The following is a 14413-nucleotide window of genomic DNA, read 5'->3' on the forward strand; positions in this document are numbered from 1 at the left end:
GAGATGCGTGATTACACACGTTGTTTTCTCACGATACTTGCCACAGTTCTTGCCCTGTGGCTGGTATTGAGTTTCTGGTCTGTATCTGCCGGGAATCGTTTTATTCTCAGCTTATGCGTCTTGCTTATTTGCGGCGCGGTACTCTGGCGTCAACGTCGGCAGTTCCGCTTTCGTCAGTCGTCCGTTGGACAAATAAAAGAAAATAGCCTGCCACCAGAGGATTTTCAGGGCGCAATAGTGCTGGTCTGCGGCGATACCGCACAGCTATTTTCTGCTGATACAGGGCACCGTGAAACCCGTCAGGGTTGGTATCTGAGGGCAGAGAATGCCGAACAACTGTCATTGCTGGCGCAGCAGCTGGCTACCGTGCGTCCGGCGCTGGTGTCACAGATTTCTGTAATGCTTTCTGTACTTCCGGAACAGCAAACGAGCGAGGAAGCTTTGGCACAGTCGCTTCGCGGATGGCGACGCAGCATTATGCAGTGTCGAACCTGGCTCAATGGCCTGCCGCCAGTCTGGAACGTGGCTTGGGTTACCCCTCCTGATTACGGGCATCAACATGAAGAGGGTGCCTGTTGGTTTACTCTCACGCCCGATTTGCAAGGTGTCAGAATAAGGCAGAATGGCCATGTTGCCCTGCTGGTTACCGACTGGCAGAAGGAGATCGGCAGCCATGCCTCACGTCTGTACCATGCGCTCTGGTTGGACAGCGCTCTGGCTCTGACAGAAAGGTGTCTTTCACGGCCACTCAATTCCCGTCAAGGAGAGCTTCTCCCACTGAAACTTTGTGCAACAGGTATATGTCTGACGCCGGTCGCTGCAGTTGAAGGGAATCTCTGGCAGCAGCAAATAGTCAGTGTGACCACGCTTCGCCCCGACGCTATTCTCGCGTCCGAGATGCTGCCCCTTCCGGATATTCTGCTTCCGTATCTGCCGCGTTGCCACGGTGTTAGCCAGCGGATGAAAGATGCGCGTCTGGCTGGTGGCGTTTGTTTTCTCTTCCTTGTGCTGGCGATGCTGGCTTCTTTTATTAACAACCAGCGCCTGATTCGCAGCGTCGGTGACCATCTTGCGGTGTACCACCGTCTTAGCGGTACGCCGCCGGCGCCAAAAATGCAAGCACAGCAGCGACTTCGAGCTGATAGCCGCCAGCTTGATGACTGGTTGCAAAAGGGAGAGCCACTGCGTTATGGGGTAGGACTGTATCAGGGGATGCGTCTGATTCCCCCTGTAGAAGCAGCTATCAACGACTGGGCACCACCGTCGCCACCTCGTGCTGTGATTAACAAAATCGTCCAGGGTCCACAGACTGTCCGCCTCGACAGCATGTCTCTGTTTGACACTGGCAAATGGGCGCTGAAACCCGGCTCTACCAGGCTACTGGTGAACTCGCTGGTCGGTATTAAGGCGAAGCCCGGCTGGCTGATTGTGGTGGCTGGCCATACCGACAGCGTGGGCGATGAAAAATCAAATCAGGCGCTTTCTATGAAACGCGCCGAATCTGTTCGCGACTGGATGCGCGACACCGGCGACGTGCCGGAGAGCTGTTTTGCGGTGCAGGGCTACGGCGAAAGCCGCCCCGTCGCCACCAACGACACAACGGAAGGCCGCGCGCTTAACCGTCGTGTCGAAATCAGTCTGGTACCGCAGGCAAATGCCTGTCAGTTACCGGGCACCCCCCCTGCGTCATCTCAGGACGATGACGTATCAAAAAATGAAATGGAGTAATTAACATGGCAATTCCAGTTTATCTGTGGCTGAAGGATGACGGCGGCGCGGACATTAAAGGTTCCGTAGACGTGAAGGACCGTGAAGGCAGCATCGAGGTGGTGGCGCAGGAGCACAACCTGTACATCCCGACCGATAACAATACCGGCAAGCTGACCGGCACGCGTATCCATACCCCGTTCCTGTTCACCAAGGAAATCGACTCCTCCAGCCCGTACCTGTACAAGGCGGTGACCACCGGTCAGACCCTGAAGTCTGCGGAATTCAAGTGGTACAAAATCAACGATGCGGGTCAGGAAGTGGAGTACTTCAACACGAAACTTGAGAACGTGAAGGTGGTGAAGGTCAACCCGCTGATGCATGACATCAAGGATCCCTCCAAAGAGAAGCACAACCATCTGGAACAGATTGAGCTGCGCTACGAAAAAATCACCTGGACCTATAAAGACGGCAACATCATTCATTCCGATTCCTGGAATGAACGCGCTACCGCCTGATTCCCTGAGCAGACGGTTATCCGTCTGCTTTTTTTGCTGAATACCTGGCCCTCCGGGTATTCAGCAAAAAAACACAATCTGCCTGCCTGACCTTATGCGCTTTGGGTTCCTTAAATGAGGAAAAGCGACGGGCGGTAGCATGTCCGGAACTGATAAAGAGAGAATCTCATGGAAAATCCAGCCATCCTGTTACGCCGTCTTAATCCTTATTGTGCCCGTGCGATGGAGGGCGCTGCCTCCCTGTGCCAGACGCGCGCGCACGCAGAAATCCTGCCGGAGCACTGGCTGCTGAAACTGCTGGAGCAGGGCGAGGGCGACCTGACGGTACTGGCGCGGCGCTATGAATGGGATATGGACGCCATCTGGCAGGATTTGCTGGGGTTCATGGATTCACTGCCGCGCTCAGTGCGCAGCCGTCCGCAGCTTTCGGACGCGGTGCAGTCGTTAATGCAGGATGCCTGGCTGCGCGCCTCGCTGGCAGGGGAAGAGCACATTCGCAGCATTCACCTGCTGATGGCGCTGGTGGAAAAACAGCGCCTGGCCCGCTGCGATGGTCTGTGGCCGCTGTTAACGCTGGCCCAGAGCCAGCTGGAGCGTTTACGTCCGTTGCTGGATGCGCAGTCGGACGAGCGTCCAGAGGTGCAGCAGGAGGCTGAGATGACGCAGGGCGGTGAGGTGAAATTTGTCGGCCGGCCGGTTGATGCCGGTGTAAAAGAAGGGGAACTGAATCCGGCCCTGCAGAACGCGCTGGATAAGTTCACCCTCGACGTCACCGCCCGCGCTCGCGAGGGTAAAATCGACCCGGTATTTGGCCGGGATAATGAAATCCGCCAGATGGTGGACATTCTCTCAAGACGCCGCAAGAACAACCCGATTCTGGTGGGCGAGCCGGGTGTCGGGAAGACCGCGCTGGTGGAGGGGCTGGCGCTGCGCATTGCGGAAGGCAACGTGCCGGACAGCCTGAAGCCGGTGAGCGTGCGCACCCTTGACCTTGGCCTGCTGCAGGCGGGGGCAGGTGTGAAGGGTGAGTTCGAACAGCGTCTGAAAAACATCATAGACGCGGTGCAGCAGTCGCCACTGCCGGTTCTCCTTTTCATTGACGAGGCCCACACCATTATCGGCGCAGGCAATCAGGCGGGCGGGGCGGATGCAGCCAACCTACTGAAACCGGCCCTGTCCCGCGGTGAACTGCGCACCATCGCCGCCACCACCTGGAGCGAGTACAAGCAGTACTTCGAGCGCGACGCTGCACTGGAGCGCCGCTTCCAGATGGTTAAGGTTGACGAGCCGGACGACGACACCGCCTGCCTGATGCTCCGGGGGCTAAAATCCCGCTATGCACAGCACCACGGGGTGCACATTACGGATGAGGCGGTGAAGGCTGCCGTCACTCTCTCCAGGCGTTACCTCACCGGCCGTCAACTGCCGGACAAGGCGGTGGACCTGCTGGACACCGCCTCGGCGCGTATTCGCATGAGTCTTGACACCGTGCCGGAACCGCTAACCTGGATGAAGGCGCAGCTCACGGCCCTGGCGATGGAAAAGCAGGCGCTGCTGGAGGATATGGCGGTGGGTAACGCCACCCACGGAGAGCGCCTGGCCGCCATAGAACAGGACGAAATCAATATTATCCTGCAGCTCGACGCGCTGGAAACGCAGTACGGCCAGGAGCTGAAACTTACAGAAGAACTGCTCGCCTGCCGCGCGGATATCTCCCGTCAGGCGGAGATTGCAGACCTGCAGAAACAGCTTGGCGCCGTGCAGCAGAATAACCCGTTGCTGGGGCTGGACGTGGACACGCGTACTGTCGCCACGGTGATTGCCGACTGGACCGGCGTGCCGCTCTCATCATTAATGAAGGATGAGCAGACGGAACTGCTGAGTCTGGAAACCAGTTTGAGCAAACGTGTGGTGGGCCAGGATGCGGCGCTGAACGCTATTGCGCAGCGCCTGCGTGCCTCAAAAACAGGCCTTGCGCCGGAGAACGGCCCGCAGGGCGTATTCCTGCTGACTGGCCCGAGCGGCACCGGCAAGACCGAAACCGCTTTAGCACTTGCCGATGAACTGTTCGGCGGCGAGAAATCCCTTATCACCATTAATCTCTCAGAGTACCAGGAGCCGCACACTGTCTCCCAGCTCAAGGGATCGCCTCCGGGCTACGTCGGCTACGGCCAGGGCGGCATCCTCACCGAAGCGGTACGCAAGCGCCCATACAGCGTGGTGTTGCTGGATGAAGTTGAAAAGGCGCACCGGGATGTGATGAACCTGTTCTACCAGGTGTTCGACCGCGGCTTTATGCGCGACGGAGAGGGGCGGGAAATCGACTTTCGTAACACGGTGATTTTGATGACTTCCAACCTCGGCAGCGACCATATCATGCAGATGCTGGACGAACAGCCGGAAGCCACCGAAGGTGACCTGCACGAACTGCTGCGCCCGTTGCTGCGCGACCACTTCCAGCCCGCATTGCTGGCGCGTATCCAGACCGTGATTTACCGTCCGCTGGCACAGGAGGCCATGCGCAGGATCGTCGGGATGAAACTCGGCCAGGTGAGCTGGCGTCTGGCGCGTCACTACGGTATGACGACCACCATTGATGAATCTTTGTACGATACACTCACCGCCGCCTGCCTGCTGCCGGATACCGGGGCGCGCAATATCGACAGCCTGCTGAACCAGCAGATTTTGCCAGTACTGAGCCAGCAGTTGCTCAACCATATGGCGGCGGGGCAGAAGCCACAGCATCTCACTCTGGGTTGGGATGAAGATGAGGGGGTTGTGATTGAGCTGCGGCAGGAGGGTGAGTGATGACTATCCATGATAAAAAAAAGAAAGCTGAGCAAAAAGAAGAGAAAGAAGGAACGCTGCGGTTACTGACTTCAGGTGAGATTGCGCTGGCGAAGTCGGTATTCAGATCGACGATCCCATACCATAAGGTCTGGATCCACCATGACAGCTATCTTCCCTTTGGCCTTCAGAATAAAAATACGGCTATGGCACCAAATGGGGAAATTTATTTCCGTGAGCATTACCGGGAAGATTATTCGCTCAGTGTTCCTTTCTATAAACATATGTTCATTCATGAAATGGTTCATGTCTGGCAACGGGAAAAGGGAATGAATGTCATCTGTCGGGGACTAGTGAGCTGGGCGGTGAGTTACCGTTATGTTCTGGATGGACGACTGTTAAGTGAATATCCTATGGAACAGCAGGCACAGATTATCTCTGACCATTTTATTCTGCTTGCTGAGGGGTACATAAAATGGTGCGGGCTCCGGGATCTTAATGTTATTACACTTGATGGGAATATCAGTGAGCCGGTTATTGAGAAACAGTATGCAAATGCGTTGCGAGGGTTTCCATGGTAAACATGATCCGGCAACATTATTTTTCAGCCTTTCTTTTATTATTCTGCCTCCCTGTGCTTACTGGTTGTCCTGGGGACCGATGGCGATTCGACGAAGAGGCAACAGCCAGTACAAGAGGAGATAATATCTGTTTTGCTATACCGGATGCGGAGGATTATCAACCGGTAAATATTGCTATTAATCCGCGCGGGACGCTACCAGGGGAGGAGAAAATTATCTTTTTCCCTCCCATCAGGGTAGAAAAGGGGCTGTTATGCCTTTCTCCCTCTTTCTATCATTTTCCGGATAAAGGGCAATTCATCATTTCTTATGTACTGCAATCAAAAAGCCATAAAGACACACCACGAAGAATGGTTTCTGGAGTAGAAATTAGCCGGGGGTGCATTTTCAATATTCCTCTGACGGATATGGAAATAGTGCGCCCCTATAGCGAAATGAAAAATATAGATATTACGCCTGTTCAGGGCAACCATGCTGGATCCTGTGAATACCCCTATACCTCAGATCCTCTTAATTAAATTCATGGAATGAAAATAATGACTTTAAAAGACTCTCTGCAAAACGCTCTTGCGACGCCGGGAACCCTGAACCGTTATCGCCTTGATATTCCCTCCTGTACCTGGCCGCTGGATGTTGAAGAGTTCAGTGGTATGGAAGGGATGAGCCGGATATACGCCTATGACATCATATTTACCAGCACCAACAGGCAGCTTGACGCCAGCGAGTTCTTACGCAAACCCGCAACCCTGACGATGGGGGCCGGACTGCCGGAGGCGTTGCCTGAGCAGAAAAAGGTACACGGGATTGTCACTGATTTCAGGCGGATATCCGGCTCTGCCGACCAGACGCTGTACCGCATCACCCTGAAACCTTTTATATCCTTGCTGGACAGGCAGTTCCGCTCTCACCGTTTCTTTGTCAATAAATCAGTGCCGGACGTGGTGGAGCTGATACTGCAGGAGCACGGTCTGCACGGCTGGGAATATGAATTTAATCTTAAACAAAACTACCCGAAGCGTGAGCAGATAAACCAGTACCAGGAGAGCGATCTGGCTTTCATCCAGCGTCTGCTGGCTGAGGTGGGAATTTTTTATTTCTTCACTTTGCAGGAAGACGCACAGAGCGAAGTGGTGCATTTTGCCGATGCGCAGCGGTCGCTGATGTTTGGCAAAACCCTGCCGGTGAACAGTCCGTCCGGGATGAGTGACAGCGGGCCTGATTCCATATGGGGGCTTAACGTCACGCACAATGTGGTGGAAGCAAACGTCACCGCCCGGGATTACAACCACCGTGACGCGCAGAGCGTACTGCAGTCTGCTCCGGCTGATATGACCCGGGGGGATGGCGAAGGCAACACCTATGGTGAGGTGTATCACTATAAGCTGCGCCATCTGGAGCGCGGAGAAAAAATCGACCCGCAGGCGGAGACTGCCAACTTTTATGCCCGCCTCGATCATGAACGTTTTCTGGCAGACCAGTCGCAAATTACAGGCCACAGCACTGCGGCGTGGCTGGCTCCCGCTCAGGTTCTGACCATTACCGACAATTTGCCTCCAACCCTGCCAGCTCTATTACAGGAACCGGTGTTGCTCATCAGCACGCATTTTACCGCCAGCCGCAAGAGCGCTCTTCAGGTAGATATTTTTGGCGTGCCATACAGCGAAACGGTGTGCTGGCGTCCGCCGCTGCTGCCGCGCCCCAAGGTGACGGGCACCATGACGGCGCGCGTCACCAGCGCTAAAGCCAATGATATCTATGCCTGGCAGGATGCCTCCGGCCTGTACCGGGTGAAATTCGATGCTGACCGGGACGGTAAGGCGCAGGGGCAGGAGAGCATGCCGGTGCGTCTCGCCAAACCTTACGGTGGCGACGTGTACGGCTTCCACTTTCCACTGATCCAGGGAACGGAGGTGGCGATCGCGTTCCATGAGGGCGACCCTGACAGGCCGTATATCGCCCATGCGCTACACGACTCGCGGCATGTTGACCACGTAACCGAGAAGAACAGCACGCGCAATGTGATCCGCACGCCGACGAATAACAAGTTGCGGATGGAGGACAAGCGCGGCGAGGAGCATATCAAGCTCAGCACAGATTACGGCGGCAAGACTCAGCTGAACCTGGGGCATAATGTGGATGCGTCGAGGGGATTACGAGGAGAAGGCGCTGAGCTGCGCACCGATGACTGGGTCACAATAAGAGGGGGGAAAGGGATCTTTCTCGGTGCCGATGCTCAGCCGAAAGCACAGGGACAGATGTTGGATATGAACGCGGCGATCGCTCAGTTACAAGGTGCGTTGCAACTGGTGACAGCGCTAGCGCAGAGTGCGAGTGTATCAGGTGCGCTGGAAGCCGATACAGCTTCTCAACAGCAGCTTGGCAATATGCTTGCACAGTTAAAAGATGCGGGGCTACTGGCTTCCGCTCCGGCGGGTATTGGTCTGGTTACACCGAAAACTATTCAGCTTTCCGCAGGCCATACTCTGACCGCGACAGCGGGTGGAAATGCGGATATAAGTATAATTAAGAAGTTTACAGTTGCGGCAGGTGAAGCTATCAGTTTGTTTGCCCAGAAAATGGGAATGAAGTTATTTGCCGCCAAAGGTACGGTGGACATTCAGGCACAGACCGGTGCTCTGCGTCTTCAATCTAATAAGACAATGAACATTAATAGTGTCAGTAGTGAAATTATACTGAATGCTGCTCAGGGTATTACGCTGACCAGTAAAGGTGGGGCATATATCAAAATCAAAGATGGCTCGGTGGAAATTGGTGCACCAGGGAAAATAGATCTAAAAAGTGCAAATATTTTATGGGGAGGCAGTGCTTCATTAGAACAGGCACTTTCTCCAGTATCGGTTAGCGATCCTGAATTTCATAATCCGATGAATGGGGGATTCAGGATTCTGGATACATCCACTAAACAGCCTAAGCCTTATGTGCCTTACCGTATCGAAACTGCGGACGGAAAACTTATCCGGGGAGTGACGGATGAAAATGGCATAACACAATCTCATTATGGCCTCGATCCAGACTCAATTAATTTATTTTTTGAGTAAAGGGACTGACAAAAATGAACGTACAAAGTGAACCTGTAGCACAAAATACACTGAGCAAGAAAAATGGTAATGCTGTGGATGTGTACCACGCTTCTGCCACTGTTTATTTCAGACCGGATACTGAAGAACTGATAATCCTTGCTGAAGAGGCCTGTGATGATTTTGATCGCCACTGGGGTGAGTTACTGACAGCAGTTAATGATGTGCATGAGGCTGGTAAGGCCTACTCTTCAGCTATTGAAAATTATGGCAATGCATTCAGTACCCCTTCCGAAAACGCTGCGGAATTTGAGCTTGAGGACAGTGCTACAACGCAGCAAAAAATTCTGGATGAGAAAAAAGCTGCGTTGCGGGACAAACTGGGAGACTTCACTCCGGCAGGCTATGAGACCGTTGTCGAACTGATACCGGTTATTACAAAGAAGAAGCACGGGCGGCGCTCCGGCCCCGGTAGTAAATATGTGTACGTAAAAAAGGGATACTACGACCAGTTGGGAGCCGGAAAGAAACATACTGTCTCACTCAAGGCAAAAGACAAAGCCTCTGCTGCTGAAAGCATTTTTATTTATGACAAAAACGGTAACCGGAAAGGTATTGATACCCAAAAGCTAAAAGAACAGCTCACGAAAGCAGAATTTCCGAAACCTGATACCAGTATTGAGTTATTCAGCCTGGATAAAGAAGATATCGGAGAAATCGATAAAACGCTGACAGACTGGGCGGATTGCTGGAATAACAGCCTGATTGTTGACGGGAAAGAAATTGGTAATCATGTTGATGTTTCTGCCGGTGCACAATTCATGCGCTTTACTGCCAATGCTGGTGCCAGTGGAGAATGGGATGCTAAAGATGGAAAGTTATCTATAAAAGGAGAAGCTTCCGCTGTTCTTGCTATTGCACAAGGCTCTGCCAGTGCAACCTATTACCTTCCTGACCGCGTGGGTTGGCCGCTGGCGTACACACCTGAAAACGCTGATATTCTGAATATGGGCATGCTTCGCCTGTATTTAGAAACCGAACTGATTGGATTTGTTGGTGCCTCTGCCCAGATAGAAAGCCAGTTACAGGTCACCACAATTGGTGCGAAACAGATTCTGATGGGAAAACGCGATCCCGAAAATACCCTTCCTCGTTTTAATGAGCGTCGTATTTCCGGCAAGACATTCCACAAGAAGATGAAGGAAGGCGATGAAGGTGTAACCAGCAGCGCCGAGCTATTTGGCGGTGCGAAAGTAGAAGCTGGTCTGAAGGGCGGTGTTCAGTGGTTAAAGCCTGTTGCCGCGACAGCGTACCAGGGAAAAATGGGAGAGTGGGCAAAAGCTGCCGCTGAATACGTTGATTTTTGTAACATAGGCTCCAGCATTACCGGTATGGCTGGCCTGGGGGGAGGGGCAACCTTTTATTGTACATTCTTGAACGGTAAGTTTTGCTTTAAAATCGCAGCCAGCTTGTGTTGTGGTCTTGGAGCCAAAGGGGCTTTTTTATGCGAGGTGGGTTACGAAAAGCTGGCAGATTTCGGTGCCTGGCTGGCCTATCAGCTATATGGACTGGATTATCATTTCTTTGAATTGATTGTCGAGGATGCATTTAAAGCGTATAGCCAAATATGTGTCATGCTGCTTTCTGATATGAAGGATAAGGTTGTACAGTTGCTTGATAAAATAGATACAGTAACTGACAAAATTAGTGATACTTTTTATGATTTCCAGAAAAGCATTACTGATGGACTCAATGCATCTTCAAAGCGAAACCAACTTGCAAAAGAATTAAACACCAATCCTGAAAAGCTATTGAATTTTACTCCCGAAGCCAAGGGGAATTTGTTGTATTTGCTTACCCGTCATGGATTCTGGGATCATGTTGATATTAACAATCGTGGCGATGGTTTTATTCCGGATATTTATCACGACCGCAAGAAAGCCATTATCAATATTCTGTCAAGTATCCAGACCAGACGTGAATGGACAAAAGTGATGACCCACTGTTCGAAGGATGGAACGGATCTGGCGTTGTCGCATCCGATGAGTGAGGACGCACTGGTAGCCTGGCAGGAATCTGAGCTTCGGACCTTTTTACAGGAAGGCCTGAACCGTGATGATGAGCTGGACATCATTAAGTCCCGCATTCGTGATCAGGTTGCGTGGGGCTACGCTCTGGCAATGAACAATACCTACGATTATAAACTGGCGCAGGGCACTAACCCGTTATATCCCCGGATGGGTGAATTTGGCCCACTCTCTGATAATCAGGCACTGGTCTGAGGAATGATATCTGTGAATAAATTACTTGTCATAATAACATCTGTGTTGTTGTTAACTGCTTGTGATAAACCGGAATCATCGAAAGATGATAAAGGCGTTAGCCAGGCAGAATTAAATGATTTTATTAAAGATATAAAAGCAAACCTCGTTTTTGTCGAAGGTGGTGATTTTGAAATGGGGGACTTTGGCGAGAAGCTATATGGCGGTCAGATTGACCCTTATCCGGACAGCAAACCCCTGCACAGGGTGGAGCTGACCAGCTACTCAATGAGCAAATTCAAAATCAGCAACCGGGATTATCACCTGTTTCTGGATTACCATCACCGGCCTGTAAGAGACGTTCGTGATGCATTAAAAGATAAATGGGCAGAATATAACAGTACGCCCGAAACACCCGCCAGGATTGACTGGTATGAGGCGGCAGATTACTGCGCCTGGTTGGGGAAAATGACAGGCCTGCCTTTCTCCCTGCCAACCGAAGCGCAGTGGGAGTACGCCGCCCGAAGCCGCGGACAATTTATGGTTTTACCCACCAATACGGGCAAAGCAGACATTGAATTTCACAGCGGAGGAAAAGATCGTGGAATAAACATAAGCACCAGTTACGATCGAAAATTATTCGCAAGAAAGAATAATACGCATCTTGAAGAATTATCAAATGTACCGGGTGATGCTTTTCCGCCCAACCCCCTTGGTATCTACGATATGACCGGAAACGGCTTCGAATGGGGCAGCGACTGGTATGATCCTGATTATTATAAAAACTCACCCACAAAGGATCCTCAGGGACCTGAAAAACCTGAATTCGAATATGACGGAAAGGGATATCAAAAAGTCATGAGATCTTCAAACAGCTATAATGGAATAACAGGTTCTACAGTAGGACGAACCTTTCGTTCTCCTCGTGTTCCGGAAGACAGTATTCCACCCAGTCAAACAGCACGTTGTGTAGTCAACTCTCCCGTTTCCGTCAATAACTAGTTTTTTTACAGGAAGGCCTGAACCGTGATGATGAGCTGGACATCATTAAGTCCCGCATTCGTGATCAGGTTGCGTGGGGCTACGCTCTGGCAATGAACAATACCTATGATTATAAACTGGCGCAGGGTACTAACCCGTTATATCCCCGGATGGGTGAATTTGGCCCGCTCTCTGATAATCAGGCTCTGGTCTGAGGAATGATATCTGTGAATAAATTACTTGTCATAATAACGTCAATGTTGTTGTTAACTGCTTGTGATAAACCGGAATCATCGAAAAATGATAAAAAGGTGAGCCAGGCAGAACTAAATAACTTTATTAAAAATATAAAAACAAACCTGGTTTTTGTCGAAGGCGGTGATTTTGAAATGGGGGACTTTGGCGAGAAGCTATATGGCGGTCAGATTGACCCTTATCCGGACAGCAAACCCTTGCACAGGGTGGAACTGACCAGTTACTCAATGAGCAAGTTCAAAATCAGTAACCGGGATTATCATCTGTTTCTGGATTATCATCACCACTCAGTAAGAGAAGTGCGCCCTGCATTGAAGGATGATTGGACAGAGTATAACAGTACGCCCGAAACACCCGCCAGGATTGACTGGTATGAGGCGGCAGATTACTGCGCCTGGTTGGGGAAAATGACAGGCCTGCCTTTCTCCCTGCCAACTGAAGCGCAGTGGGAGTACGCCGCCCGAAGCCGCGGACAATTTATAGTTTTACCCACCAATACGGGCAAAGCAGACATTGAATTTCACAGCGGAGGAAAAGAGCGTGGAATAAACATAAGTACCAGTTACGATCGAAAATTATTCGCAAGAAAGAATAATACGCATCTTGAAGAATTATCAAATGTACCGGGTGATGCTTTTCCGCCCAACCCCCTTGGTATCTACGATATGGCCGGAAACGGCTTCGAATGGGTCAGCGACTGGTATGATCCTGATTATTATAAAAACTCACCCACAAAGGATCCTCAGGGACCTGAAAAACCTGAATTCGAATATGACGGAAAGGGATATCAGAAAGTCATGAGATCTTCAAACAGCTATAACGGAATAACAGGTTCTACAGTGGGACGAACCTTTCGTTCTCCTCGTGTTCCGGAAGACAATATTCCACCCAGTCAAACAGCACGTTGTGTGGTCAACTCTCCCGTTTCCGTCAATAACTAGTTTTTTTACAGGAAGGCCTGAACCGTGATGATGAGCTGGACATCATTAAGTCCCGCATTCGTGATCAGGTTGCGTGGGGCTACGCTCTGGCAATAAACAATACCTACGATTATAAACTGGCGCAGGGCACTAACCCGTTATATCCCCGGATGGGGGAATTTGGCCCACTCTCTGATCATCTGGCACTGGCCTGAAGAGTGACATCTGTGAATAAATTACTTGTCATAATAACATCTGTGTTGTTGTTAACTGGCTGTGATAAACCGGAATCACCGGAAAATGATAAAAAGGTGAGCCAGGCAGAACTAAATAACTTTATTGAAGATATAAAAACAAACCTCGTTTTTGTCGAAGGCGGTGATTTTGAAATGGGGGACTTTGGCGAGAAGCTATATGGCGGTCAGATTGACCCTTATCCGGACAGCAAACCACTGCATACGGTGGAACTGACCAGTTATTCAATGAGCAAGTTCAAAATAAGTAATAGTGATTTTGATTTTTATATTCTTTATAATTATTTAACGAAGAGAGCAGTCACCAAAGTTTATAAAAGGATGTGGTCTGATTTTAATTCGACGCCTCAAACACCAGCTCAAATTGACTGGTATGAGGCGGCAGATTACTGCGCCTGGCTGGGGAAAATGACGGGCCTGCCTTTCTCTTTGCCAACTTAAGCGCAGTGGGAGTATGCCGCCCGAAGCCGCGGACAATTTATGGTTTTACCCATAAATACGGGCAAAGCAGACATTGAATTTCACAGCGGCGGGAAAAACAGGGGCATCAATCTTGGTACTGAATTTGACAGGGAACAATATGCTTTAAAAAGTGGAACCCACCTAAGGTCTTACTCCAGCATACCGGGTGATGCTTTTCCGCCCAACCCTCTTGGTATCTACGACATGGCTGGAAACGGCTTCGAATGGGTCAGCGACTAGTATGATCCTGATTATTATAAAAACTCACCCACAAAGGATCCCCTGGGGCCTGAAAAACCTAACTTCGAATACAAAGGAAAGGGATATCAGAAAGTGGCGAGGTCTTCAGACACCTACAATGGGATAGTTGGTTCAACAGTTGGGCGTACTTTCCGTTCACCTAAAGTGACAGATGGAGACTTTCCTGAAAATATGACCGCACGATGTGTGGTCAACCTTTCTGAACCAGTCGAGCATTAATTTTGCAGGTAGATTTTTATGCATTCGTATTAATGACAAAACTCCCCTAGCGGAACCGTTCTTGAGCGAGTTCCGGTGTCAGGGACAGATCATTAAAAATTATTTTATTGAACAGTGGTTTTTCTGGTTTATTAATCAGTTGCGCGATCTGCGATCTGAGTCAATACCC

Annotated in this window: 9 protein-coding genes and 1 pseudogene; all 10 read left to right on the forward strand. The window is 50.8% G+C overall.

Annotated elements, in window-relative coordinates:
* Positions 1 to 3 precede the first annotated feature (3 nt).
* The 10 genes and pseudogenes from DVA43_RS05010 (at position 4) to DVA43_RS25040 (ending at position 14004) form a co-directional block, all read left to right on the forward strand.
* Complete coding sequence (locus DVA43_RS05010; RefSeq protein ID WP_114314760.1) at positions 4 to 1728, forward strand: OmpA family protein; 1725 nt, start codon at positions 4 to 6, stop codon at positions 1726 to 1728.
* A gap of 5 nt (positions 1729 to 1733) precedes the next feature.
* Complete coding sequence (gene hcp / locus DVA43_RS05015; protein ID WP_103179849.1) at positions 1734 to 2225, forward strand: type VI secretion system effector Hcp; 492 nt, start codon at positions 1734 to 1736, stop codon at positions 2223 to 2225.
* A 168-nt stretch (positions 2226 to 2393) separates the two neighbouring features.
* Positions 2394 to 5033, forward strand: a complete 2640-nt coding sequence (tssH, locus tag DVA43_RS05020; RefSeq protein WP_114314761.1) for a type VI secretion system ATPase TssH — start codon at positions 2394 to 2396, stop codon at positions 5031 to 5033.
* Positions 5033 to 5593 (forward strand): type IV secretion protein Rhs, encoded by a 561-nt coding sequence (locus tag DVA43_RS05025; RefSeq protein WP_114314762.1) that lies wholly within the window; start codon positions 5033 to 5035, stop codon positions 5591 to 5593. The genes tssH and DVA43_RS05025 overlap by 1 nt, the downstream gene beginning before the upstream one ends.
* Entirely contained in the window at positions 5587 to 6111 is a 525-nt protein-coding gene (locus DVA43_RS24880; protein WP_210405534.1) for a putative T6SS immunity periplasmic lipoprotein, read from the forward strand. Before DVA43_RS05025 ends, DVA43_RS24880 begins: the two co-directional genes overlap by 7 nt.
* A gap of 18 nt (positions 6112 to 6129) precedes the next feature.
* Positions 6130 to 8652, forward strand: a complete 2523-nt coding sequence (locus tag DVA43_RS05035) for a type VI secretion system Vgr family protein (RefSeq protein WP_114314763.1) — start codon at positions 6130 to 6132, stop codon at positions 8650 to 8652.
* A gap of 14 nt (positions 8653 to 8666) precedes the next feature.
* On the forward strand, positions 8667 to 10913 hold the full coding sequence (locus DVA43_RS05040) for an ATPase (RefSeq protein ID WP_114314764.1): 2247 nt from the start codon (positions 8667 to 8669) through the stop codon (positions 10911 to 10913).
* A 3-nt stretch (positions 10914 to 10916) separates the two neighbouring features.
* Complete coding sequence (locus DVA43_RS05045) at positions 10917 to 11894, forward strand: SUMF1/EgtB/PvdO family nonheme iron enzyme (protein ID WP_114314765.1); 978 nt, start codon at positions 10917 to 10919, stop codon at positions 11892 to 11894.
* Positions 11895 to 12091: 197 nt separating this feature from the next.
* Positions 12092 to 13069 (forward strand): SUMF1/EgtB/PvdO family nonheme iron enzyme, encoded by a 978-nt coding sequence (locus DVA43_RS05050; protein WP_114314766.1) that lies wholly within the window; start codon positions 12092 to 12094, stop codon positions 13067 to 13069.
* Positions 13070 to 13437: 368 nt separating this feature from the next.
* Positions 13438 to 14004, forward strand: a pseudogene (locus DVA43_RS25040) (formylglycine-generating enzyme family protein).
* Positions 14005 to 14413 lie beyond the last annotated feature (409 nt).

Source organism: Leclercia sp. W6, assembly GCF_003336345.1.
GTDB lineage: Bacteria > Pseudomonadota > Gammaproteobacteria > Enterobacterales > Enterobacteriaceae > Enterobacter.